Source organism: Agrobacterium sp. 5Ca50 (assembly GCF_055381905.1).
Genome location: NZ_AP026438.1, coordinates 3,608,013 through 3,631,267 on the forward strand (window position 1 = coordinate 3,608,013; position 23,255 = coordinate 3,631,267).

Genomic DNA, 23,255 nt, shown 5'->3' on the forward strand with positions numbered 1-23,255 from the left:
ACATCCCCCCCATTCGTTACCCATTGTGCCGGTTTGCCAAAACTCGCGCGTTTTATTTGAGGCAATGATGTTCAATATCAAGATCAGGTCGCTTTCGACCAAGCTGATTCTTGCTACAGGCGGTGCCATTGCGACGGTTCTCGTTGCATCCAATTCATTTCTTATCCTTCAGACCAGCGAACGTGTGCACGCGCTGACGATGGAGCAGGCCAACACGGAAGCGCGCGCGATCGCCAACACCATCTCCGCAGATGTCGGAGAAATGGCAAGTGCGGCGCGGTCCATGGCTGGCGTTATCGGACGTGCCCATGAGGGCAAGTCGATGGACCGCCCCGGTATCGTCAACATCCTCAAAGCCAATGTGGAACAGAACGCATTTGCGTTCGGCAGCTGGTTCTGCGAACAGATCGGCCTGTTCGATGGCCAGACGACGGAACTGGCGGGCAAGACCGAACTTGGCATGAACGCCAATGGCGCATTTGCACCTTACTGGTCGAAAACCCAGACCAACGAGATTCAGTTCTCAACCTTCAACAATGACTACGCCGCCGAATGGTATTCGTTGGCGGCAAAAACCGGCAAAGGTGCCATTACCCAGCCATATCTGGCAGAAGGAACCCAGGTTCCGACAACCATGACCTCACTTGCCTATCCGGTTTTGTCCGGCGGCAAGATGATTGGTGTGGCGGGCGTCGATATCTCGCTGGCATCGCTCTCGACCAAGCTGCAGGCCATCCATCCATTCGGAACTGGTCGAGTGACTCTGGTATCGCAGGGCGGACAATGGTTGGTGCCTCCGTCCGCTGATCTCAATATGAAGGCCTATGCCGATGATGGCGCAGATACTGTGAAGGCTGCGATTTCCAATAGCACTGGCGGGCTGATCGAAAATCTCGGCATGGATACCGACACGCCGTTCAACCGGCTGGTCTATCCATTTGCCGTTCCGGGCCTCAATGCGACCTGGGTCGTGCTTGTCGATATTCCGCATAGCGCACTCAATGCGCCGGTCAATGAGCAGACCTTCCTGATGGTGATCGGCGCGCTGGTTATTCTGGCGGCGGTTATCACGACGCTTTATTTCGCCGTGCGCTTCTTCGTGCGCAATCCGCTTGCAGCCCTGGTAAGGGATGTGAAGACGCTGGAGAATGGCCAGTACGACCACACGGTGTCCGGACAGCAGAGACTGGATGAGACCGGTGAGGTGGCTAAAGCGCTGGAAGGTTTCCGTGTCAAACTGGCAGATTCCTTGCGCATTCAGCAGGACGCCGATCATCAGCGCAGCGCCGCCGAGGTTGAGCGCAACCGGTCTGAAGCCGAGCGCAATGAAAACGGCCGCATCCAGATGCATATCGTTTCAGCACTTGGCAGCGGTCTTAATGAACTTTCAATGGGCAATCTCGCCTTCCGCATTACGGATGACTTCCCGGGCGAATACGCAAAGCTCAAGACCGATTTCAATTCCGCTCTGACCAGCCTTGAAGACACGATGATGACTGTCAACGCAACCGTGTTCAGCATCGGCAATGGTACCGGTGAAATCACCCGTGCTGCCAGCGACCTGTCACACCGTACGGAACAGCAGGCGGCAAGCCTTGAAGAAACGGCCGCAGCACTGAACGAGCTGACTGCTCAGGTCAACTCCAGTGCCGAAAATGCCCAACGTGCGGCTGAGACCGTCAATCACGCCTGTGATGATGCTGGAAAGTCCGGTGACGTCGTCAAGCAGGCCGTCAATTCCATGAACGGCATTGCCCAGTCCTCGCAGGAAATTTCCCGGATTATCGGCGTTATCGATGAGATTGCGTTCCAGACCAATCTGCTGGCACTGAATGCCGGTGTTGAAGCGGCGCGTGCCGGTGAGGCCGGCAAGGGTTTTGCGGTTGTTGCGCAGGAAGTGCGTGAATTGGCGCAGCGTTCCGCAACCGCGGCCAAGGAAATCAAGGCACTCATCAACACCTCGTCCACGCAGGTGCATGAGGGTGTTGATCTCGTCGGTCGTGCTGGCGAAACAATGGACCGTATTGCCGTGCAGGTTATGGAGATTAACGGATTGATCCGACAGATCTCGGCTTCTGCCAGCGAACAGGCCGTCGGTCTGAAGGAGATCAACTCTGCGGTCAACCAGATGGATCAGGTGACCCAGCAGAACGCTGCGATGGTCGAAGAAACGACTGCTGCCAGCGTGACGTTGAATGGCGAAGCCGACACGCTGAAAACGCTGGTGGCGAAGTTTGCGGTGTCCGGTAACGCCGGCCATCCATTGCACTCTGTCGCCAGCACCATGCGCTCTGCTGCCGCGCCTGCACCGTCACATCAGGTGAAAAGAGCGCCAGCGCGTCCCGCGCCGCGCGTGTCGGGTGCCAATGCGCTGGCGGAAGCAGATTGGACTGAGTTCTGAGCCAAGCCTGACCAGACAAGCCAAGGTTTGCCAAACAAAAAAGCCACCGGCGCAATCCGGTGGCTTTTTCATGGGTGTATTGGTGATTTCAGCACCGCATTAGAGGCGGGCGAAACGCTCGGTCAGAAGCGCAAAGAAACCGTCTGCATCAACGCCACCCATCACACGGGCATTGCGCTTGCGATCAGTCACGTGCCACCAATCAACGACTGTTGCGCCAATGGTCAGTTCCGAGCTGACTTCGATCTCGACATTGCAATCACGACCGGTGAACAGTTCCGGCTTGATCAGGTAGGCAATAACCGAAGGATCGTGCAGTGGGCCGCCGTCCGAGCCATATTTCTCGACATCGAAACGTTCGAAAAATTCCAGCATGCCAACCATGGCCAGCGCCGGGCGTGTGCCGATGTCACGAATTTTCGCGACGCGTTCCTTTGTTGTCAGCAACTTGTGTGTCACATCAAGTGGCATCATGACGATCGGAATACCGGAACGGAACACGATGTCGGCCGCCTGTGGGTCGACATAGATGTTGAATTCTGCAGCTGGCGTGATGTTGCCGCCTTCAAAATAGCCGCCGCCCATCATCACCAGTTCCTTGACGCGCGGAGCGATCTCAGGTGCCTTGTTGAGGGCCGTGGCAATGTTGGTCAGGGCGCCCAGTGTGCACAATGTGACTGTGCCAGCCGGTTCGCGCAGCAGCGTCTCGATGATGAAATCAACGGCATGCTGGTCCTGCACCGCCATGGTCGGTTCATCGAAGTCAGCGCCATCGAGGCCCGTACTGCCGTGGACGTGTTCGGCGGTAATCGGTTCACGCACCAGCGGGCGCTCTGCGCCTTCGTAAACCGGAACGTCGGTGCGATTGCACAATTCGCAGATAATGCGGACATTACGGCTGGTCAGACGCAATGGCACGTTGCCGGCAACGGCTGTCAGGCCCAGAACTTCAAGCTCCGGGCTCGCCAGTGCCAGCATGATGGCAGCTGCATCGTCTTGGCCGGGATCTGTGTCGATAATGATTTTTCTGCGTTCGGTCATGGTGCGCCTGCAATTGAGTGAGGTGGTTCTTTTCGACCGTTCCGAAGTGGATTGTCAAGTTGGCTGGACAGAAGCCGCGGATGTGTCCACCACACGGCCTTGCAGGGCAGGATTTCTCTTCCCATATGGAGGTCTGCGAGTGCCGATTGACGGGTTCGCAAAACGTCGCTTGGGTAAAACAAGGACAGAAGATGAGCCGTATGACGCCTTTTGGTAGCCCGGTGGTGCTGGGTTTCGATGCTATCGAAAAGACCCTTGAACGCATGATCAAGGGCAATGACGGCTATCCCCCCTACAATATAGAGAGATTGCATGGCGAAGACGGAAAACATGATGTCTTGCGCATAACTATCGCTGTTGCCGGCTTTTCCGAAGAAGAGCTTGATGTCACAACAGTCGAAAATCAACTCATAATCCGTGGGCGCCAGCAAGAACAGGAAAAACGCGACTTTCTCTATCGCGGTATTGCCGCCCGGCAATTCCAGCGCGTTTTTGTTCTGGCTGAGGGCATGAAAGTGGGTGAAGCGCGTCTGCGCAATGGCCTGCTTTCCATTGATCTCGTCCGTCCGGAAATTTCCCATATGGTGAAGAAAATTAACATTTCCGTTTCACAGTAGGACGCAACGCACCGTCTGCTGAATAAGGGCACTGAGTGCGACAGGTCTTGGCGGAACCGTAGGGACGTTCATGAGAACGTAAGGTTCCGAAGGGCGCTGGTGACAGCGTTCGCAAATGTGGAGGCATAAAATGCTTTTGAAGGATGCGCATTCGCGCCTTACGCAGACACAGCTTGCTCATATCGGGGCAGGTGAGGTTGGTTACATCAGACGCATGCGCGCTGAAGAAATCAGCCGTTGTTTTCCTGAAGCGCCTGATGTCGACCCGCAGCTTGACCTTTGGGCATTGTTCGGTGCCGATGGTACACCGATCCTGCTGACTGACAATCGTTCCAGCACCTTCTTCAAGGCTGCCGAAGACCACCTCAAGACCGTAAGTCTTCACTGATCGATTTGTCACACGGAGCTGCGTGTGCAGCTGAGTGGACCGTAAGGCCCGCCAGGCAAGAAACCGGGCGGGCATTATTTTTTGAGATCATGTCCGTTCAGGGGAATGGACGATCTGGCATGTCGTCAATGCTGATGACACCATCCTTGTTGCGATCCAGCCGTTCAAACAGTTTTGCACTGGCTTCAGTAACCTCGGCCTTGCTGAGCTGACCGTTCTCGTCCTTGTCCGCCATACGGATCAGCATGAAACCGGCACCCTTGCCGCCGTGACGACCTTCACCCCAGCCTTTAGCGCCATGACGACTTCGCCGTGACGGCGGTCATCATTCTTGGCGTGCTCTTCATGCTTTTTATCTTTGGGAGCATCGGCATTTGCGCGTTCCGGGCGCGGGTTATTGGCACGGAATTCCTCGAACTTCGCCTTGCGGTATTCGCGCATTTCCTTTGGCGTGATCGAGCCATCCTTGTCCTTGTCGACTTCGATAAACAGGGCTTCCTGTCTCGCGTCGAATTCCGCCTTGGAAATTTTACCATCCTTGTCGGTGTCGGCTACTTTGAGCAAATGAATGAACAGCGCCTCACGCGGCATCGGCGGGTGCCGATCCCTTGGTGCGGCAAAACTGGCCACTGTTGTGCTGCCAAGAACAAGTGCTGCACCAAGAGCGGTGAGGGTGATCTTTTTTGTAGTCATCGCTAGTACCTTTCCTTTGGTGTCCCTGAGGAAAAAGTAATGGCGCATGACGCTCCACACCACTTAAACATCCGTAATGTGGGTGACGATTTTGTAATGTTAAAGCAGGCTTATCTGCCTTTTTTAAACCGGATTTTTCATTCCTGTCAGATGGGTCAGGAACGATGTAAGATCATCGGTGATGTAATCGATGTGGGCATCGGTTTCGCCAGGAATTTCCCACCGCTCCATGACGATGCCTTCCAGATTGCGCGGCACCAGCAACACGGTCTTCATGCCGAGCGCCTTTGGCGCTGACAGATTGCGTGGCAAGTCCTCAAACATCGCGGCCTTATTTGTTTCGAGCTTGGTCAGGGCTGCAAACTTTTCATAGGTCGCGCTGGCAGGTTTTGGTAGGTAGCCTGCGGCAACAATATCGAAAATATCTTCGAACTGATCGAGAATACCCAGTGCCCCTGCGGCGGCTTGGGCGTGTTTTACGCTGCCATTGGTCAGAATGAACTTGCGGCCCGGAAGCGCCTTGATTGCCTCACCCAGCTCCGGATGTGGCAGAAGCGGCGAATAGTCGATGGCATGTGCCTTCTCGAGGAAGTCATTGGGATCAATGCCATAATGGATCATCAACCCCTGCAGGGTGGTGCCGTGCTCGTGATAATACCGTTTTTGCAAAGCCCTGGCCTCGTCGGCCTCCAATTGCAACAGCTCTGACACGTAGGCGGTCATGTTGCGATCAATCTGCTCGAACAGATTGATGTGGTGCGGGTACAGAGTGTTATCGAGGTCAAACACCCAGTCGCGTACGTGGTCGAAATCAGAGTTCTGAGGGAGATTGTGTGGCTTTGCTGTCATAGCTTTCTTATGCACCCTCGCAACGGCAAAGAAAATCGAAAAGGTGACGGCTTGCACCGCTTTCCGGGCTTGGGGCCTGCAAGTGCCGCATGATAAAGCACCATACGTCCTTCAGGACGCTCAAAGGATGCTCTAACCTATGGAAGCTTCGCACCGAGCTTTCCGGAAATCCTGCCCGATTTTCGAGCCGATGCTGTCGTCAAACATCATGGAACTCTGGATACCCATCACTATCGCTGCTGCCTTCATGCAGAACCTGCGCTCGGCATTGCAGAAGCATTTGCAGGGCTCGCTCGGAACACGCGGTGCGAGCTTTGTGCGGTTCGGCTACGGCTTTCCGATTGCCATAGCCTATGTGCTATTTCTGTATTTCGCAGCCGCGCAGACATTCCCCAGCTTTCATGCGGCCTTTTTTGCTTGGGCAGTGATCGGTGGACTGGCGCAAATCTTCGCCACGATGCTGCTGGTGCATCTGTTCTCGCTGAGGAATTTCGCGGTCGGTACCGCCTACTCGAAGACCGAGCCGGTGCAGGCAGCCCTGTTCGGTTTTATACTGTTGGGTGAAAAGCTGACGACGGGTACCATCGCGGCAATCTTTGTCGGTGTTATCGGCGTAATGACAATTTCCATGGCGCGCATGCCGCTTTCCTGGCGTAACACACTGACGGCCCTGACCAGCCGGACAGCCCTGATCGGCATCGCGTCTGGCGGTGTTTTTGGTATTTCAGCGGTTGCCTATCGCAGCGCGTCGCTGTCCCTGGAAGGGGCGGGGCCGATCATGTCGGCCGCTGTCACGCTCGCCTGCGTCACCACTTTTCAGACGGCCTTCATGCTGGTCTGGATGGCATGGAAAGATAAACGGGAAATCGTGCAGGTCCTTCTCACATGGCGTTCATCCGCGCTGGTCGGCATAGCTGGCGTCGTGGGCTCGGCGTGCTGGTTTACGGCCATGACCTTGCAGCAGGTGGCCTATGTAAGGGCGCTTGGCCAGATCGAATTGGTTTTCACCTTCATGGCGTCATGGTTCCTGTTTCGCGAACGGATAAATGCCATGGAATTTGCAGGATGCCTGCTGATTGTCAGCGGTATCTTGGGTCTATTGTTCTGGTAAAAAAAGCCCGGCCGGAAAGTGCAAAAAACTTTCCGGCCGGGCATGTAAAACGGCGATTAAATCCGATGATCAGGGAACGATCAGCGTGCCGGCACCTTCGGTGAAGATTTCCAGCAGAACCGAGTGGGCGGTCTTGCCATTGAGAATGACAACGCCCTGAACACCGGCCTTGATCGCATCAATGCAGGTCTCGACCTTGGGGATCATACCACCGGAAATCGTACCGTCCTTGATCAGCGCGCGGGCCTGCGACACAGTCAGTTCCTTGATGAGTTCCTTGTTCTTGTCCAGAACGCCTTCAACGTCGGTGAGGAAAAGCAGGCGTGTGGCGTGCAGCGCACCAGCGATAGCACCGGCAAAGGTATCGGCGTTGATGTTGTAGGTCGCGCCATCGCGGCCCGGTGCAACAGGTGCGATAACCGGGATCATCTCGGACTTGGCAAGCAGGTCCAGAAGCGTGCGGTCTACTTCAACAACTTCGCCGACAAAGCCGAGATCGAGAACGCGCTCTATGTTGCTGTCCGGGTCGATAACCGTCTTTTTGGCCTTTTCAGCAAACACCATGTTGCCGTCCTTGCCGCACAGACCGATAGCCCATTCGCCGGTCTGGTTGATCAGGGCAACGATTTCCTTGTTGATCGAACCGGCCAGAACCATTTCAACGATTTCGACGGTCTTGGCGTCGGTAACGCGCAGACCATTTTCAAACTTCGATTCAATGCCCATCTTGGCCAGCATCGCGCCGATCTGCGGACCGCCGCCATGCACGACGATAGGGTTGATACCGGACTGCTTGAGAAGTGCGATGTCTTCGGCGAAGGCCTTGCCCAGTGCAGGATCGCCCATGGCATGGCCGCCATATTTCACGACGATGGTTTTATTTTCGTATTTCTGCATGAAGGGCAGGGCTTGCGCCAGAAGCCGTGCTTGCATTTCGCTTTCAGAACTTGCCATGTAAAAACCCTCGTCGTTGGTTGCGGCCTTTTAGCGCAAGTTTTTGACGGAGGGAATAATCTCAATCGCTTAATGTGCCCGACAAATGGTAAAACCATAAATTCCTCGAGGGTGTGATTTTCCGGCGATTGACAGGCGCGGGGAATAGGCAGAGCTTGGTCGGATAGGGCACATTGTGCGGGAGGCGCATGTGTCAAAACAACAAAAGTGATGACAGGGAGTGGACGGCAGATGACCATGCCGGACAGCAACAAACAAAGCGGTATGAAAGACGAGATCCTGGCCGGTGAATATGTGCTGGGTGCATTACCGCCTGAGGTTCACGAGCAATTGACGCGGCGTATCCGGCAAGACCGGTCATTTGCGCTAATGGTCAGCCGCTGGCAGGCCAATTTGCAGCAGGTCGCGTTTGAAGAACAGGCCACTCACACAGCCTATGCCGGGAAATTACAGACACAGACTGCAGCCATTGCGATGATGCAGGCGCGGCAACACGCGACAAAAAGACTGACTCTGGAATATCTTTGGAATTCTGTGCGCTTCTGGCGCGCCATCGCCTTCGGGGCGATATTTTTTGCGGTACTCCTGTCATTCATGCACTGAATGACAGGAGCTGTATCTCAGACGTAGCCGACAGTCCGCACTATTTCAGCCCGCAATTCATCAAGGCCGGAAGATTTTTCCGACGATGTGGCAAGTACTTCCGGATAAGCGGCCGGGTGCTTGCGGATTTTCTCAAGCGTTTCGCCAATCAGACGCGGAACACCAGCTTCCTTGATCTTGTCGGTCTTCGTGAGAACCAGCTGATAGGAAATGGCCGCCTTGTCCAGAAGCGTAAACACTTCGTCGTCGTTTTTCTTCACGCCGTGGCGGGAATCGATCAGCACATAAACGCGCTTCAACGTCGCACGGCCACGTAGGTAGTCAAAGACTAGCTTGGTCCATGCATCGACCTGCTCTTTCGGAGCCTGTGCGTATCCGTAACCGGGCATATCGACCAGCGCCATCGGCGGAAGGTCGTTTTCCTGGCCGGAATAACCGTCGGGCACGAAGTAGTTGAGTTCCTGCGTACGGCCCGGCGTGTTCGATGTGCGGGCCAGTCCCTTATGGCCGACCAGCGCATTGATAAGCGAGGACTTGCCCACGTTGGAGCGCCCGGCAAATGCGATTTCCGGCGGTCCCTCAGGCGGCAGGAACTTCATGGCGGGTACACCGCGAATGAAGATCCAGGGCCGTCCGAACAGCGGTTTTTCCTGAGGCGAATCCGTCGTCATTTCGGTTCGGCCGTTTTGCGTTTGAACAAGCCCTTCAGATTGTCGAACAGCTCAATCTTTGCGCCATGACGCTTCATGATAAGCGCCTGCTGGCTGATCGACAGGGTGTTGTTCCATGCCCAGTAAATAACCAGACCGGCCGGGAAGGACGCGAGCATGAACGTGAAGATCAGCGGCATCCAGGTGAAGATCATGGCCTGTGTTGGATCTGGCGGGGTCGGGTTCATGCGCATCTGCAGGAACATCGTGATACCCATGATGAGCGGCCATACACCAATCATCAGGAAGTGCGGTACGTCATAAGGCAGCAGACCGAACAGGTTGAACAGCGAGGTCGGATCTGGCGCGGAAAGGTCGTGGATCCAGCCAAAGAACGGTGCATGGCGCATTTCGATGGTAACGTAGATAACCTTGTAGAGCGCGAAGAATACGGGGATCTGCAGCAGCATCGGCCAGCAACCGGCCACCGGGTTGATCTTCTCTTCCTTGTAAAGCGCCATCATCGCCTGCTGCAATGCCATGCGGTCATCGCCATGCTTGGCCTTCAGCTCTTCCATTTTCGGCTGCATGCGCTTCATGTTGGCCATGGAAGCGTACTGCTTGCTTGCAAGCGGGAAGAACAGCGCCTTCACGACGATGGTCGTCATCAGGATCGCAACACCGAAGTTGCCAAAATAACGGAAGAAGAAGTCCATCATTTTGAACATTGGCTTGGTGATGAAGTAGAACCAGCCCCAGTCGATCATCAGATCGAAGCGCGGGATGGACAGCGATGTTTCATAGCGGTCGACCAGCGGAACTTCCTTGGCGCCGGCAAATACCAGGCTCTTCAGTTCCGTGGACTGGCCAGGGGCGACCGTAATGGCGTCGGTACGATAATCGGCCTGGTAACGGGGCTGACCATCGGTGAAGTGCGAATAACGGCCTTCGAAAGGTACGGTCTGCGGCGGAACAATCGCTGCTGCCCAGTACTTGTCGGTGATACCGATCCAGCCGCCAGTGCCCTTAGGCAGGGTAAGCGCGCCTTCTTCAGCCTTCTTGTAAGTTTCTTCCGTCAGGCTTGCATCAGGACCAGTCACACCGATGAAGCCTTCATGAATAACGAAAACAGACGGGGTGGTCGGCTTGTTGTTACGTGTCACGCGGCCGTAAGTGGAGAAGGACACTGCTTCCTGTCCTGGGTTCTCGACCTTGTCGGCAACGGTAATCATGTAGTGTTCATCAATCGAAATGGTACGGGTGAAAACCACGCCCTTTTCGTTGGTGAAGGAAAGCGTAACCGGTGTCGTTTCGGTCAGCTTGTCGCCAGAAGCGACAGTCCAGACAGTCGACGGGCCCGGTACTGAGCCTGCGCCTTCGCCGGCAATGTAACCAAGCTCAGTAAAGTAACCGTCCTTGCTGTCCGATGGAGAAAACAGCGTGATGATCGGGCTCGAGTCATCAACGGTCTCATGGTAGTCCTTGAGACGGATGTCATCGAGGCGTGCGCCTGTCAGATTGATCGAACCGGCAACTGCGCTGGTATCGATTGTGATACGCTGTGACTTGGCTAGGGATTCTTCGCGGGTCGCGGTTGCCGCTGGTTGGCCTGCAGCACCTGGAAGCGTGCCGTCTACCGTTGCACCCGACGTGGTCGACGCGGCGCCATTGGCTGCCTGCGTCTGTTCAACCTGCGCCTTGCGCGCTTCTTCAGCCAGACGTTGCTGTTCTATGCGCGGGTTCATGTAAAAGAATTGCCAGGCAAGGACGATGACAACCGAAAGGGCTATCGCGATGAAGTAATTGCGGTTCTTTTCCATCATTCTTTCCTGGAGCGGGTCTCCTGGGACCGTTTCGGTTTCCCACGGCCTTCGATACGATCGGCAAGCTGGGAGGACAGTTGGGCGAAAGGTGTTTTCAACACGTCACGCCGTGCGACAATCACATAGTCATGTCCGGGTTTCATTGCAAACCCGGCTGACAGCCTGACGGCTTCCTTGAGGCGACGGCGCATTCGATTGCGCTCGACCGCATTGCCTTGCTTTTTGGTGACCGTAAAACCGACACGAGCGTCGCTCTCAGGTTCTTTGCGGTCAAGAACTTCAAGAAGGAAATTTGCCCCCTTGCGTCTCTCTCCCTTTTGCACGGCAAGAAAATCCGGCCGGTTTTTCAACCGCCCGGGGGATTTCTTCGTCTCAGTCATCTGCCCGCGACTTTTCAATCGGGCAATCGGCAATTAAGCCGACAGACGGGCGCGGCCGCGTGTGCGGCGAGCAGCCAGAACCTTACGACCACCAGCGGTAGCCATACGGGCACGGAAACCATGACGGCGCTTGCGAACAAGCTTGGATGGTTGGAATGTACGCTTCGACATTTATTTAATACCGCGGTGTGCGGCCCTTCTTGGCTTAGCCCTTATGGGCAGGAGCGTTTCGATTGATGCCCGGCACGCGCATTAAGCGCATAATAGCCAGACGTGCGGGCTTATAAGGGCTTAAGACCTCTAAAGTCAATTGCTGAACCGCAGCCTGTTTTGTCTGCAAGATAAACAGCCGGAACGACTTTGCCGCGTATTAGGAACAATTGCATCACTTCAGAATGTATAAATTTTGTTCCAGCAACGGCAAGTAATTAAAATCGGAAATTCTTTCTTAATGGTGCGTAGATAAATGTTGTTGTGACGAAAGGTCATGGCGGCTTCCTTTTTTCACTATTGCGTGAGGGAGCAGCACTTTGGAGGGATTGCAGTGAAAATACGGGGCAAGATTAATCTTCTCGTGGGGCTTTTAAGCCTTGTCGCGTGTACAATCGGGGGCTTGTCTATCTATGCCGTCAATGAGTACCACAGCCGGGTTGTTGCTTTTGATGCGGCTGCCGATCGTGCACATAAGGGGGAATCGCTCAATCGTCTGGTAACCGCCGTTGTTATGGAAGCACGCGGTATCTATGCGGCAAAGGACACAGCAACCGCATCGAAGTTTGGCGATGGCCTATTGAAGAACCTCGATTCCATGGAAAGCCTGATTGCCGCCTGGAAGCCAATGGTTCCTGCTGCACAGTCCGCCGCCTTCTCCAACCTTGAAAGCCGTTTTGCCGAATTCAGGAAGTTCCGTACCGAAACAGTCCGTCTTGGTCGCGATGTCAGCCCGCAAGCGGCCAATGAACAGGGTAATAATGACGCCAACCGAGAAAACCGTAAAGCTTATCAGGTTGATATCGACGCAATCGTCAAGGCTGACGTCGACGAGTTGAACGGGCTAAAAGCCGGTATCGAGAATTTCGGTCAGGCGATGTTCTGGATCGTGTCTCTGGTGACGGCTGCCGGCGTTATCGTTGGTTCGGCTTTTGGCCTTTACATTGGCTCCAAGCAACTGAGCGGCCCTATCCTTAAAGTCTCCGGTGTGATGAATGCTGTCGCTGAAGGTGATCTGGAGGCGGATGTCCCTTATCTTGACCGCAAGGATGAGATTGGTGAAATGGCCGCCGCCGTTGAAGTCTTCAAGCGCAATGGTCTTCAAGTGCGCCAGATGAATGCGCAGGAAGCTGCCATGCGAGCAAAGAGCGATGATCTTCAGGCCGGTATGGCCGAAGTTGTCGGCGCTGCCGCAGAAGGTGACTTCAGCCGCCGTATCAACAAGGATTACGGTGACGACAACCTCAATCGCTTCGCGCAAAACATTAACACGCTGCTGGTCAGCGTTGATAATGGCGTATCCGAAACCGGCCGCGTTATTGCAAGCCTTGCTGATGGTGATCTGACGCAGAGCATGCGTGGTGAATTCCACGGTGTGTTCAGTGAACTTCAGGGCAACGTCAACAATACCCTCGCCAAGCTGCGCGTCACTATGAGCGACGTTCGTTTGGGCACGCATAGTATTAATGACAGCGGTCTCGAACTCCGCTCGGCTGCCGACGATCTTTCCAAGCGTACCGAACAGCAGGCTGCGGCACTGGAAGAAACCTCTGCCGCTCTGGACGAGATTACCGCCGTCGTACGTAACTCGACCTCGCGAGCCCAGGAAGCCAGCACCATGGTTTCCGAGGCTAAGGAAACAACAGAGAAGTCTGGCAAGGTGGTTCGTGAAGCCGTTTCGGCAATGGGGCGTATCGAACAGGCATCGCGTGAAATCAGCCAGATCATCAACGTCATTGATGAGATCGCTTTCCAGACCAATCTCTTGGCGCTGAATGCCGGTGTTGAAGCCGCCCGTGCTGGCGAAGCCGGCAAGGGCTTTGCGGTGGTTGCGCAGGAAGTGCGTGAACTGGCGCAGCGCTCTGCAAACGCTGCCAAGGATATCAAGGCGCTGATTACCAAGTCCGGTTCTGAAGTGTCGCAGGGCGTAACACTGGTTCAGAAAACCGGTGAAGCGCTGGATGAAATCGAAAGCCGTGTTCTCAGCATCAATGAGCACATTCACTCGATTGCAACAGCTGCCAAGGAACAGTCGACCGGCCTGCAGGAAGTTAACACTGCCATCAACCAGATGGACCAAGTCACACAACGTAATGCGGCCATGGTCGAGGAAACCTCTGCTTCAACCCATAAGCTGACAGAAGAAGCTGGCAATCTGATGCGTTTGGTCAGCCAGTTCAGAGTTGGCGAGGGTAACCCGGTTGCACAGTCCCGTCCGACACTTGCCCGTTCCGGCCAGAATGGCATGACGGCGGTTGCCTCTCCAGCCCGTCGTATGATGGGTGATGTCGCCCGTGCGTTTAACGGATCGGCCGCTGTTGCCCAGAATACCCGCGAATGGGAAGACTTCTGATATCGTGAGTGATCAGCGGACATCCTCCGTGAAATAACAAACGCCACCTTTTCAGGTGGCGTTTCTGTGTTATGCGAGGAACGTGTTGGCAGGCATTGGAAAAACACGGATGACCCCTTATTATGTCTGTCAGATAATGCCCAACGGATGCCCGACACCTCAAATGGGGCATCGCAGACAGGAATGAGCCGTTGTTTTCAGAAGGAGCAGACAAGGCAGGTCCAGTATTGGAGAAAGCTCCCAATGACATGCCGGGGCTGACCAAAGGTCTGTCCGGACGTCTGCTGCTCTTGACCGTGATTTTTATCATGGTGGCGGAAGTGCTGATTTTTCCACCATCTGTCGCCAACATGCGCCTGTCCTGGCTCAATGACCGCCTCAACACAGCTGCTGCGGCCGGTGCCGTCATCGATGGTTTACAAGCGGAACTTCCTCGCTCCGTGCAGGATGACACATTGTCGGCAATAGGCGCAAAGCTGATTGCCCTTCGTAAAGACGGAACCTCGCGTCTTCTGGCGGCGACCGAAATGCCACCAAGTGTCGATCAGCAGTTTGATCTCTCCCACATGTCGCAACTCGGCGCCGTCAGGGATGCCTTCTCCACTCTGCTTTTTGGTGGTGATCGCATGATGCGGGTGTTCGGCGTGGTCGGTGAGACCGACACCATCATTGAACTTGTCATGCCGGACAAACATCTGCGCAAGGCAATGCTCGCCTATGCTGGCAATGTCTTCCTGCTGTCGATCGTCCTTTCGATGATTACCTCATTTCTGATTTTCGTTTCGATCAACCGCATCATGATCCGGCCAATCCGCCGTATCACCCGTGGCATTCAGGACTTTTCAGAGCAGCCGGATAATCCGTCACGAATTTTCACGCCCGATAATGGTCCTGATGAGCTCTCGGTGGCCGGACGGCATCTCGCAGATATGCAGACACAGCTTCACCGGACGTTGAAGCAGCAGAAAAACCTCGCTGACCTCGGTCTTGCCGTATCCAAGATCAATCATGACATGCGCAATATTCTGTCATCGGCGCAACTGATGTCGGACAGACTGGTGGACGTAAACGATCCAATGGTCCGCAGTTTTGCGCCCAAGCTTCTGAGAACCATCGACCGGGCCGTTGGTTACACAAATGAAGTGCTGACCTACGGTCAGGCCACCGAAGCCGCGCCAAGACGTCGTCCATTGAGATTGAGCACAACGCTGCAAGAAGTGCGCGATATTCTGGCCATTGGCCCTCAAAGTGGCATTGAATTTGTGTCGCAGCTGCAGTCGGAACTGGTTGTCGATGCCGATGCAGAGCAACTGTTCCGCATTATTCACAATATCTGTCGCAACGCGGTGGAAGCATTGTTGAATATGGAGTGGGACGAAAGCATGCCGCCGCGCACGCTGATTGTCTCCGGCCAGCGCAACGGCAATTCTGTGAGCATCACCATTGATGATAATGGCCCGGGCATGCCACTCAAGGCACGTGAAAACCTGTTTTCCGCGTTTCGTGGCTCTGCCCGCTCCGGCGGCACGGGCCTTGGCCTCGTCATTGCCCGTGAACTTGTACTTGCCCATGGTGGTACGATTGCGCTGGTGGAAAAGCCGGAGCCGGGAACCCGTTTTCGCATCGAAATATCGGATCGGGCCGTTACAACCGAAACCGGAATGAAAACGGCCTGATCTTTATAAAGACGTCAGCGGTTTTTTACTTCAAAAAGTCAGGACCGAAACCAAGGATTTTGTCATCGATATCGCCGATGGCTTTTTTATCCTTACCCTCGTAATCGATCGATTTAAGAATGTGCTGGATGACATTGATGCGTGCGCGCCTTTTGTCGTTGGCACGGACAACTGTCCATGGAGCGTCATCCGTATGGGTCTTATCCAGCATCTGGTCGCGCATTGCGGTGTAATCGTCCCACTTTGTTAGCGCGGCGATGTCCATATCCGACAGTTTCCAGCATTTCAGCGGGCTGTGACGGCGATCATGGAAACGCTCGATCTGCGTTTCACGACCAATATCCAGCCAGAACTTGAAGAAATGCACATCGTCATGGACGATCATTTTTTCCAGCCGTGGCGTTTCCTTCAGGAAGCGCTTGTGCTCTTCCGGCGTACAAAAACCCATGATCGGTTCAACGCCGGCACGGTTGTACCATGAGCGGTCAAACAGCACGAGCTCGCCTGCTGTCGGGAAGTGGGAGATATAGCGCTGGAAATACCATTGACCGCGTTCGGTTTCCGTCGGCTTGGTCAGCGCAACAACCCGTGCGGAGCGAGGATTGAGGTAGGCTTTGGTGGCGAAAATCGTACCGCCCTTACCGGCAGCGTCCCGGCCTTCGAAGACCGCCATAACCTTCTTGCCTGTTGACTGCAGCCAGAACTGCACTTTTACCAGTTCAATCTGCAACGCTTCCAGCGCATTGTCATAATCTTCACGCTTCATTTTCTTGTCGTAGGGATAACCTCCGGCGGAAAGCTTGGAGTCTTCGACCCAGGAGGGCAACGTTGGGTCATCAATATCGAATGTCCGTGTCTTGCCATTGATATCAAGCTCAACTGCCCGGTTCTTGCTGGTATCAGCCATGGTATCTCCCTTTTCCACGCGCACAGGACGTGTAATTATCCACCAATCAGCACATATTGCATGTTGAAATTCAAGCAATTTCAAGAACAGATTTTTGTCGCCGGCTAAGGAAAATGGCCCTTTTTTATTCTCGGGGATAATGAGCTGTTTAATAACCGCCGGCTTGATGAATATCTGTCATGAAGTCACGATATGACGGATCGATGCGCCAAACGTTTCGCGATTCTGCGGACATGATGTGCAATGCATTATAACTGGCGACGTTTGGAAGCGGACATGGCAATGGCGACGGATGACAACAACAATGCTGGCAACAGTGTCATCGCTAAGATGGGACGGAACTGGCTCGTTATCTTGTCTTTGACCTTGCTGGCGCTTCTGGCTGTTCTGGAAAAAGGTTCGCCCTGGCTGGTGGGCGGCGCTTGGATATTGGCGCTGGTCGCATTGTTGCTGCGCGATAAATCAGCCCGTCCAGAAATCCCCCGCATGCTGCCACCTGTTGTCGTCGAAGCCGATGATGCGGTGCCGGAAAGCTTCGCTAGCTTCAAGGCCGGTCTCGCCGTGCTGGACAGCCCAATATTCATTCTGGACAAGTCGGCGGCCATTCTGTTTGAAAACGAGGCTGCTGAAAAAATCTTCGGTCAGCTTACCACCGGCACGCATATTTCGGCCCGCCTGCGTTCGCCCAGTATACTGGACATGATCCGCGAAACCATCATGACTGGAGAGCCGAACCAGATCGAGCATTCCGAAAGACTGCCGTCCCAACAGGTCTTTATTGTCCGTATTGCACCGGCCGACCTACCGAAATCGCAAGACAAACGTTATTACATCCTTTCATTCCGCGACATTTCCGAACTTCGTCGTATCGACCGCATGCGCAGCGACTTCGTTGCCAATGCTAGCCATGAACTGCGTACACCGCTCGCCTCTTTGCGTGGATTTATTGAAACCATGTTGGGACCAGCCAAGAATGATCCTGCGGCGCAGACGCGCTTTCTGGGCATCATGCTCGATCAGGCAACCCGCATGAGCCGGCTGGTCGATGATCTCATGTCATTGTCGCGGCTGGAGCTACGCGCTCATATTGCTCCGGATCAGAAGGTCGATCTTGTGCCGCTTCTCGGACATGTGCGGGATGCTCTGGTGCCGTTGGCCAATGAACTTGATGTCTCGATCAATCTGCATGTGCCCGAAGGGGCCGTCGAAGTGCAGGGCGAGCGCGACGAATTGGTGCAGGTATTCCAGAACCTGGTCGAGAACGCCTGTAAATACGGCCAGGAAGGCAAGGTCGTTGATATCTGGCTGAAGACACCGCCCGGAAAGCCGGTAGAAGTCAGCGTTATTGATAAGGGGCCGGGCATTCCCAAGGAACATTTGCCGCGTTTGACGGAGCGGTTTTATCGCGTGAGCGTCACTGATAGTCGCTCCAAAAAGGGCACAGGTCTCGGTCTTGCGATCGTCAAGCATATCCTGACGCGCCATCGGGCACGGTTGATCGTGAAATCCGAATTGGGCGAAGGAACCGAGTTTACCGTCAGATTCTGACATACTCAGTCATCAAGTTTTTCAACTGATATAAAATAACATTTTATATCAATGGCTTGGTGTGTCACAAATGTTTCATTGAAATGACATAAAAGCATAAGCCAAGCGCGGCTAATAAGGACGCGCCGAACGCAGGAAAGTGCGAGTGCCGCATAGGCTGCGTCCTTACAAACCCATAATGGGAGAGACAAATGAACATCGTTAAATTGACCGCAGCAGCTTTGGTGGCTTCCGTTGCATTTGCAGGCGCCGCCGCTGCTCGCGACCAGGTACAGATCGCAGGTTCTTCGACCGTTCTTCCATACGCGAAGATCGTTTCCGAGACGTTCTCCGAAACCTTCCCGGCCTTCAAGGCGCCAGTTGTTGAATCCGGCGGCACCGGTGGCGGTCTCAAGGCATTCTGCTCCGGCGTTGGTGAAGGCACCATCGACGTTGCCAATGCGTCGCGCGCAATCAAGGGCGAAGAGCTCGAAGCTTGCAAGGCTGCTGGCGTCACTGAAGTTCAGGAAGTCAAGATCGGTTATGACGGCATCGTTTTCGCGATGGACTCGTCCAACCCAGACGTCAAGTTTGAGCCGAAGGACATCTACCTCGCTCTCGCAGCTGAAATCGTTCAGGACGGCAAGCTCGTTGCCAACCCTTACAAGAAGTGGTCCGAAATCAACAAGGAACTGCCTGATGTAGCAATCGCTGCTTACATCCCTGGTTCCAAGCACGGCACACGCGAAGTCTTCGAAGAGAAGATTATGGCTGAAGGCTGCAAGGAAGCTGGTGCAACTGACGCCATCAAGGGTCTGGTTGCTGATGCCAAGCAGGCTGCTGCTAAGTGCGTAGCTGTTCGTAAGGACGGCGCTTCGGTTGATATTGACGGCGACTACACAGAGACCCTGGCTCGTATCGACGCCAACAAGACCGGTCTGGGCGTATTCGGCCTGGCTTTCTACGAAAACAATGCTGACCGTCTGAAGGTTGCTACCATCAGCGGCGTTGTTCCTTCCACGGAAACCATTGCTTCTGGCAAGTACCCAGTATCCCGTCCGCTGTTCTTCTACGTGAAGAAGGCTCACCTGGGCGTTATCCCAGGCCTGAAGGAATACGTTGAGTTCTTCACGTCTGAAGAAATGATCGGCCCAGACTCTCCGCTGGCCGCTTACGGTCTGGTTGCTGCGCCTGACGCAGAGCGCGACGAAATCCGCGCTAACTTCGAATCCGGTAAGACTCTCTAATATCTTGACGGCGCGGGGTTTTCCCCGCGCCGTTTATTCCCTTGGGTGTCTGGCTTGTTCCGGTTTCACCCTTGGCGTATTGGGATTGTGAAAACGGTCAGGCTGCCCACAGAGGCGTGTTATTTGCCACCGTTACGTTGTTTTGCTGCACCCTGCCGCCCCGGCATGCCGAGGAAATTTTATGAACACATCGATCCTTTTGCTCATACTGGCATTGATCGGCATTGCCAGCTACCTGCTTGGTAGCCGCCGTGCTGCGGCGCTTGCCGGCGGCCGTTCCGCCGTCATGCATTCCCGCTCGGGTTATCACGGTTCTTATGTTCTTTTGTGGGCCGTCATTCCAGCCGCCATCATTCTGGGTATCTGGCTGATTGTCAGCCCAATGGTCATCACCTCCACCGTGCGTGGCGGTTTCCCGGAAGACGTTCGCGCCCAGTCGCAAGCCCAGCAGGGACTGGCTTACGGCATGGTCGGCGCAATTGCGCGCGGCATGAACGCCCTTTCGGCTGAAGAACTCGCCGCGGTTGAGGCTGGCACGACAGATATCCGTCCGCTTCTGTCTACCCGTGGTATTGCCTTGGCCGGCGACCCTCAGCCCTACATGATCGTTTCTGCCAAGGAACTAAACGACCTGACCTCGATGAGCCGCATTGCGATGATCGTTGTGGTGCTTGGTCTGGCCCTTGGCGGTGCAGCCGTGTCTTTCCGTTCGATTGCGCCGCGCTTCCGCGCCCGTAACAGAGTGGAAAAATTCATTCTGACCGGTCTGATACTTGCCTCCTCGATCGCGATCCTGACCACGGTCGGCATTATCCTGTCGATGCTGACGGAAGCGATCCAGTTCTTCAATATGGTGCCGGCACATGAGTTCTTCTTTGGAACCGTGTGGGACCCACGTTTTGCGGCTGCTGGTGCAACGGACAGTTCCGGTCAGTTTGGTCTCATCCCACTGTTGATGGGTACGCTGTACATCGGTCTGGTTGCCATGCTCGTGGCCGTACCGGTTGGCCTGTTCTCGGCTATCTACATGGCGGAATACGCTTCGCCGCGTGTTCGCTCGATGGCCAAGCCACTTCTCGAAGTGCTCGCCGGTATCCCAACCATCGTTTACGGCTTTTTCGCCCTGACGACTGTTGGTCCGTTCCTGCGTGACATCTCCACCCAGATCAACGGTCTGGCAACGGGTAACTACACCACCTTCATCCAGGCACAGAGTGTTCTGACCGCTGGTTTCGTTATGGGCATCATGCTCATTCCTTATGTGTCGTCGCTGTCGGACGATATCATCACCGCCGTGCCGCGGGCACTGCGTGACGGTTCGCTCGGCCTTGGTGCAACCCGTTCGGAAACCATCAAGCGCGTTGTTCTGCCAGCTGCCTTGCCGGGTATTGTTGGTGCTATCCTCATGACGGCATCGCGCGCTATCGGTGAAACCATGATCGTTGTTCTGGCCGCCGGTGTTGCCGCGCGCATCCAGTTCAACCCATTTGAACCGATGACGACCGTGACCGTGAAAATCGTCAGCCAGTTGACGGGCGACCTTGAATTTACCTCGCCCCAGACGCTGGTTGCTTTTGCCCTCGGCATTACGCTTTTCACCATCACGCTTTGCCTCAATATCTACGCGCTTTACATCGTGCGCAAATACCGGGAGCAGTATGAATGACCGACGCAGTTTCCTCGCCGGCCTCCACTCCGTCTGCCAAGGCGTCCACAAACCGTCGCGATATCGGTATTAAGCGTCGCTACGCTGCTGAACGCCGGTTCCGTGCCTATGGTGTCGCTGCGATCTCGTTTGGCTTGATTTTTCTCGCGCTGTTGCTGTGGTCGGTGATTGGCAAGGGCTATACCGCCTTCCAGCAGACGATGATCACGGTGCCTGTCGAGTTCTCCGAGCAGGTTATCGACCCGAACAATGAGCGCGCTCAGAATCCGGCAAAGTTGATGACCGCCAACTACCCGATCCTGGCACGCGACGCTGTTGCCAAGGTTCTGGGTATTGCACCTGACAACCGTGCAGACCTGCGCGCTGTCAATGCCATGATCTCCGATAGCGTGCGCACTCAGCTTCGCGATATCGTGACCAAGGATCCGTCGGTTATCGGTACGACCCGCAACGTGTCGCTGCTGGCGGCGGGCGACATCGACTCTGCTTACAAGGGTCAGATCGACCTGTCTGTGGCCGAAGCCAGCCGCAAGGTAAAAGACAATCAGGTTGGCTGGATGAACCAGCTTGCTGAGGCTGGCCAGTTGGCCAAGCACTTCAACACCGGCATCTTCTTCAATGGCGCATCCAGCCGCCCGGAAGCCTCTGGCGTGGGCGTTGCGCTGATCGGCTCCTTCTACATGATGCTGATCGTTCTGGTGCTGTCGCTGCCAATCGGTGTTGCCGCTTCCATCTATCTGGAAGAGTTTGCTCCGAAGAACCGCTTCACCGACCTCATCGAAGTCAACATCAACAATCTCGCGGCCGTTCCGTCCATTGTGTACGGTCTGCTTGGTCTGTCGGTGTTCATCAACTTCATGGGCTTCCCACGTTCGGCATCGATTGTTGGTGGTCTGGTTCTGACCCTGATGACCCTGCCAACCATCATCATTGCTACCCGTGCGGCACTCAAAGCAGTTCCGCCATCTATCCGCGCTGCGGCCCTTGGCCTCGGTGCATCGAAAATGCAGACGATCTTCCATCACGTATTGCCTCTGGCCATGCCGGGTATTCTGACCGGCACGATCATTGGTCTTGCACATGCTCTGGGTGAAACCGCACCGCTGCTTCTCATCGGCATGGTGGCCTTCGTTGCCAACTACCCGACCACACCAATGGACCCTGCTACTGCCTTGCCAGTCCAGATCTACATGTGGGCAAATGAAGCAGAACGCGCTTTCGTAGAGCGTACATCGGGAGCAATCATCATATTGCTTCTGTTCCTGATTGTTATGAATGTAGGCGCAATCCTTCTGCGTCGACGTTTCGAACGGCGCTGGTAAAAGGAGCTTGAAGCAGATGAACATGATGTCGGAAGCAGCAGTTGAAAAGGCGCTGGACAAGAAAATGAATGATGTTTCGCTTAAGATGATCGGCAAGGACGTTTCGGTTTATTACGGAGAGAAGCGCGCGCTTTTCGACGTGAACCTCAACGTTCGCGAAAACACCGTAACTGCGCTGATCGGCCCATCGGGTTGTGGTAAGTCCACATTCCTGCGCACATTGAACCGCATGAATGATACCATCGATGGCTGCCGCGTTACCGGCAAGATCACGCTCGATACGGATGATATCTACGATCCGGCCATCGACGTGGTGGAACTGCGTGCCCGCGTCGGCATGGTGTTCCAGAAGCCAAACCCGTTCCCCAAGACGATCTATGAGAACATCTCTTACGGCCCACGTATTCACGGCCTGGCAAAGTCGCGTGCGGACATGGACCAGATCGTTGAATCCAGCCTTCACAAGGCCGGTCTCTGGAACGAAGTAAAGGATCGCCTGCACGAATCGGGTACCGGTCTTTCCGGTGGTCAGCAGCAACGCCTCTGCATCGCCCGTGCGGTTGCCGTCAGCCCGGAAGTCATCCTGATGGATGAGCCTTGCTCGGCTCTCGACCCGATTGCAACGGCACGTGTGGAAGAACTGATCCACGAACTGCGCACCAACTACACCATTGTCATCGTGACGCACTCGATGCAGCAGGCAGCTCGCGTTTCGCAACGCACGGCGATGTTCCACCTCGGCCATCTTGTCGAAGAAAACGACACTGACAAGATGTTCACCAATCCAGACGACCAGCGCACGCAGGATTACATCATGGGACGCTTCGGCTAATCCTG

20 protein-coding genes and 1 pseudogene are annotated in these 23,255 nt (G+C 54.9%); 12 read left to right on the forward strand and 9 right to left on the reverse strand.

What is annotated here, in order from left to right:
* The first annotated feature begins 67 nt into the window (after positions 1-67).
* On the forward strand, positions 68-2,401 hold the full coding sequence (locus tag ACZ5FM_RS17300; protein WP_464040495.1) for a methyl-accepting chemotaxis protein: 2,334 nt from the start codon (positions 68-70) through the stop codon (positions 2,399-2,401).
* 99 nt (positions 2,402-2,500) lie between these two features.
* Here ACZ5FM_RS17300 and ACZ5FM_RS17305 read toward each other — a convergent pair whose 3' ends face one another.
* Positions 2,501-3,442: a nucleoside hydrolase gene (locus ACZ5FM_RS17305; protein WP_250983329.1), complete on the reverse strand. Its 942-nt coding sequence runs from the start codon at positions 3,440-3,442 to the stop codon at positions 2,501-2,503.
* Positions 3,443-3,633: 191 nt separating this feature from the next.
* Between ACZ5FM_RS17305 and ACZ5FM_RS17310 the strand changes: the two genes are divergently transcribed.
* Positions 3,634-4,059: an Hsp20 family protein gene (locus ACZ5FM_RS17310; RefSeq protein ID WP_259147898.1), complete on the forward strand. Its 426-nt coding sequence runs from the start codon at positions 3,634-3,636 to the stop codon at positions 4,057-4,059.
* Positions 4,060-4,189: 130 nt separating this feature from the next.
* A complete protein-coding gene (locus tag ACZ5FM_RS17315; RefSeq protein WP_464039330.1) occupies positions 4,190-4,447 on the forward strand; it encodes a BQ00720 family protein in 258 nt (85 codons plus the stop codon).
* Between the two features lie 97 nt (positions 4,448-4,544).
* Here ACZ5FM_RS17315 and ACZ5FM_RS17320 read toward each other — a convergent pair.
* Both ACZ5FM_RS17320 and ACZ5FM_RS17325 read right to left on the reverse strand, forming a co-directional pair.
* Positions 4,545-5,140: pseudogene (locus ACZ5FM_RS17320) on the reverse strand (EF-hand domain-containing protein).
* Between the two features lie 123 nt (positions 5,141-5,263).
* Positions 5,264-5,989, reverse strand: a complete 726-nt coding sequence (locus ACZ5FM_RS17325; protein ID WP_192486679.1) for a pyrimidine 5'-nucleotidase — start codon at positions 5,987-5,989, stop codon at positions 5,264-5,266.
* Between the two features lie 208 nt (positions 5,990-6,197).
* On the opposite strand from ACZ5FM_RS17325, the gene ACZ5FM_RS17330 reads away from it, so the two are divergent.
* Positions 6,198-7,100, forward strand: coding sequence for an EamA family transporter (locus ACZ5FM_RS17330; RefSeq protein ID WP_464040496.1), 903 nt, complete (start codon positions 6,198-6,200; stop codon positions 7,098-7,100).
* A 69-nt stretch (positions 7,101-7,169) separates the two neighbouring features.
* On the opposite strand, the gene argB is transcribed toward ACZ5FM_RS17330, so the two are convergent.
* Entirely contained in the window at positions 7,170-8,054 is an 885-nt protein-coding gene (gene argB / locus ACZ5FM_RS17335) for an acetylglutamate kinase (protein ID WP_192486680.1), read from the reverse strand.
* Positions 8,055-8,285: 231 nt separating this feature from the next.
* Between argB and ACZ5FM_RS17340 the strand changes: the two genes are divergently transcribed.
* Positions 8,286-8,657, forward strand: coding sequence for a hypothetical protein (locus ACZ5FM_RS17340; protein ID WP_464039331.1), 372 nt, complete (start codon positions 8,286-8,288; stop codon positions 8,655-8,657).
* A 17-nt stretch (positions 8,658-8,674) separates the two neighbouring features.
* Here ACZ5FM_RS17340 and yihA read toward each other — a convergent pair whose 3' ends face one another.
* Genes yihA through rpmH form a run of 4 tightly spaced genes read right to left on the reverse strand, consistent with a single transcriptional unit; the run spans position 8,675 to position 11,681 of the window.
* On the reverse strand, positions 8,675-9,328 hold the full coding sequence (gene yihA / locus ACZ5FM_RS17345) for a ribosome biogenesis GTP-binding protein YihA/YsxC (protein WP_275640389.1): 654 nt from the start codon (positions 9,326-9,328) through the stop codon (positions 8,675-8,677).
* A complete protein-coding gene (gene yidC / locus ACZ5FM_RS17350) occupies positions 9,325-11,127 on the reverse strand; it encodes a membrane protein insertase YidC (protein ID WP_192486683.1) in 1,803 nt (600 codons plus the stop codon). Before yidC ends, yihA begins: the two co-directional genes overlap by 4 nt.
* On the reverse strand, positions 11,127-11,510 hold the full coding sequence (gene rnpA, locus ACZ5FM_RS17355) for a ribonuclease P protein component (protein WP_192486684.1): 384 nt from the start codon (positions 11,508-11,510) through the stop codon (positions 11,127-11,129). Before rnpA ends, yidC begins: the two co-directional genes overlap by 1 nt.
* Before the next feature lie 33 nt (positions 11,511-11,543).
* Positions 11,544-11,681, reverse strand: coding sequence for a 50S ribosomal protein L34 (gene rpmH, locus ACZ5FM_RS17360; RefSeq protein ID WP_111839965.1), 138 nt, complete (start codon positions 11,679-11,681; stop codon positions 11,544-11,546).
* A 373-nt stretch (positions 11,682-12,054) separates the two neighbouring features.
* Here rpmH and ACZ5FM_RS17365 point away from each other — a divergent pair, with 373 nt between their 5' ends.
* Both ACZ5FM_RS17365 and ACZ5FM_RS17370 read left to right on the forward strand, forming a co-directional pair.
* A complete protein-coding gene (locus ACZ5FM_RS17365) occupies positions 12,055-14,073 on the forward strand; it encodes a methyl-accepting chemotaxis protein (protein WP_464039332.1) in 2,019 nt (672 codons plus the stop codon).
* A 248-nt stretch (positions 14,074-14,321) separates the two neighbouring features.
* The gene (locus ACZ5FM_RS17370) at positions 14,322-15,749 is read left to right on the forward strand and encodes a sensor histidine kinase (RefSeq protein ID WP_464040497.1); all 1,428 of its coding nucleotides are present in this window, start codon (positions 14,322-14,324) and stop codon (positions 15,747-15,749) included.
* 25 nt (positions 15,750-15,774) lie between these two features.
* Here the strand turns inward: ACZ5FM_RS17370 and ppk2 are convergent, their stop codons facing one another.
* The gene (gene ppk2, locus ACZ5FM_RS17375) at positions 15,775-16,656 is read right to left on the reverse strand and encodes a polyphosphate kinase 2 (protein ID WP_464039333.1); all 882 of its coding nucleotides are present in this window, start codon (positions 16,654-16,656) and stop codon (positions 15,775-15,777) included.
* Positions 16,657-16,932: 276 nt separating this feature from the next.
* Here ppk2 and phoR point away from each other — a divergent pair, with 276 nt between their 5' ends.
* The 5 genes from phoR to pstB all read left to right on the forward strand — a co-directional run bounded on the left by phoR (position 16,933) and on the right by pstB (position 23,250).
* Complete coding sequence (phoR, locus tag ACZ5FM_RS17380) at positions 16,933-18,204, forward strand: phosphate regulon sensor histidine kinase PhoR (protein WP_405049439.1); 1,272 nt, start codon at positions 16,933-16,935, stop codon at positions 18,202-18,204.
* Between the two features lie 191 nt (positions 18,205-18,395).
* On the forward strand, positions 18,396-19,430 hold the full coding sequence (locus ACZ5FM_RS17385; protein WP_250983337.1) for a substrate-binding domain-containing protein: 1,035 nt from the start codon (positions 18,396-18,398) through the stop codon (positions 19,428-19,430).
* 181 nt (positions 19,431-19,611) lie between these two features.
* Positions 19,612-21,096: a phosphate ABC transporter permease subunit PstC gene (gene pstC / locus ACZ5FM_RS17390; RefSeq protein WP_250983338.1), complete on the forward strand. Its 1,485-nt coding sequence runs from the start codon at positions 19,612-19,614 to the stop codon at positions 21,094-21,096.
* Positions 21,093-22,418, forward strand: a complete 1,326-nt coding sequence (pstA, locus tag ACZ5FM_RS17395; RefSeq protein ID WP_192486689.1) for a phosphate ABC transporter permease PstA — start codon at positions 21,093-21,095, stop codon at positions 22,416-22,418. The genes pstC and pstA overlap by 4 nt, the downstream gene beginning before the upstream one ends.
* Positions 22,419-22,434: 16 nt before the next feature.
* The gene (gene pstB / locus ACZ5FM_RS17400; RefSeq protein ID WP_192486690.1) at positions 22,435-23,250 is read left to right on the forward strand and encodes a phosphate ABC transporter ATP-binding protein PstB; all 816 of its coding nucleotides are present in this window, start codon (positions 22,435-22,437) and stop codon (positions 23,248-23,250) included.
* Positions 23,251-23,255: the final 5 nt, after the last annotated feature.

What these genes read in the sequence shown, in the direction of transcription:
- ACZ5FM_RS17300 (WP_464040495.1), top strand. Translation starts at nt 68, where the DNA reads ATGTTCAATATCAAGATCAGGTCGCTTTCGACCAAGCTGATTCTTGCT.
- ACZ5FM_RS17305 (WP_250983329.1), bottom strand. Translation starts at nt 3,442, where the DNA reads ATGACCGAACGCAGAAAAATCATTATCGACACAGATCCCGGCCAAGAC.
- ACZ5FM_RS17310 (WP_259147898.1), top strand. Translation starts at nt 3,634, where the DNA reads ATGAGCCGTATGACGCCTTTTGGTAGCCCGGTGGTGCTGGGTTTCGAT.
- ACZ5FM_RS17315 (WP_464039330.1), top strand. Translation starts at nt 4,190, where the DNA reads ATGCTTTTGAAGGATGCGCATTCGCGCCTTACGCAGACACAGCTTGCT.
- ACZ5FM_RS17325 (WP_192486679.1), bottom strand. Translation starts at nt 5,989, where the DNA reads ATGACAGCAAAGCCACACAATCTCCCTCAGAACTCTGATTTCGACCAC.
- ACZ5FM_RS17330 (WP_464040496.1), top strand. Translation starts at nt 6,198, where the DNA reads ATGGAACTCTGGATACCCATCACTATCGCTGCTGCCTTCATGCAGAAC.
- argB (WP_192486680.1), bottom strand. Translation starts at nt 8,054, where the DNA reads ATGGCAAGTTCTGAAAGCGAAATGCAAGCACGGCTTCTGGCGCAAGCC.
- ACZ5FM_RS17340 (WP_464039331.1), top strand. Translation starts at nt 8,286, where the DNA reads ATGACCATGCCGGACAGCAACAAACAAAGCGGTATGAAAGACGAGATC.
- yihA (WP_275640389.1), bottom strand. Translation starts at nt 9,328, where the DNA reads ATGACGACGGATTCGCCTCAGGAAAAACCGCTGTTCGGACGGCCCTGG.
- yidC (WP_192486683.1), bottom strand. Translation starts at nt 11,127, where the DNA reads ATGGAAAAGAACCGCAATTACTTCATCGCGATAGCCCTTTCGGTTGTC.
- rnpA (WP_192486684.1), bottom strand. Translation starts at nt 11,510, where the DNA reads ATGACTGAGACGAAGAAATCCCCCGGGCGGTTGAAAAACCGGCCGGAT.
- rpmH (WP_111839965.1), bottom strand. Translation starts at nt 11,681, where the DNA reads ATGTCGAAGCGTACATTCCAACCATCCAAGCTTGTTCGCAAGCGCCGT.
- ACZ5FM_RS17370 (WP_464040497.1), top strand. Translation starts at nt 14,322, where the DNA reads ATGCCGGGGCTGACCAAAGGTCTGTCCGGACGTCTGCTGCTCTTGACC.
- ppk2 (WP_464039333.1), bottom strand. Translation starts at nt 16,656, where the DNA reads ATGGCTGATACCAGCAAGAACCGGGCAGTTGAGCTTGATATCAATGGC.
- phoR (WP_405049439.1), top strand. Translation starts at nt 16,933, where the DNA reads ATGGCAATGGCGACGGATGACAACAACAATGCTGGCAACAGTGTCATC.
- ACZ5FM_RS17385 (WP_250983337.1), top strand. Translation starts at nt 18,396, where the DNA reads ATGAACATCGTTAAATTGACCGCAGCAGCTTTGGTGGCTTCCGTTGCA.
- pstC (WP_250983338.1), top strand. Translation starts at nt 19,612, where the DNA reads ATGAACACATCGATCCTTTTGCTCATACTGGCATTGATCGGCATTGCC.
- pstA (WP_192486689.1), top strand. Translation starts at nt 21,093, where the DNA reads ATGACCGACGCAGTTTCCTCGCCGGCCTCCACTCCGTCTGCCAAGGCG.
- pstB (WP_192486690.1), top strand. Translation starts at nt 22,435, where the DNA reads ATGAACATGATGTCGGAAGCAGCAGTTGAAAAGGCGCTGGACAAGAAA.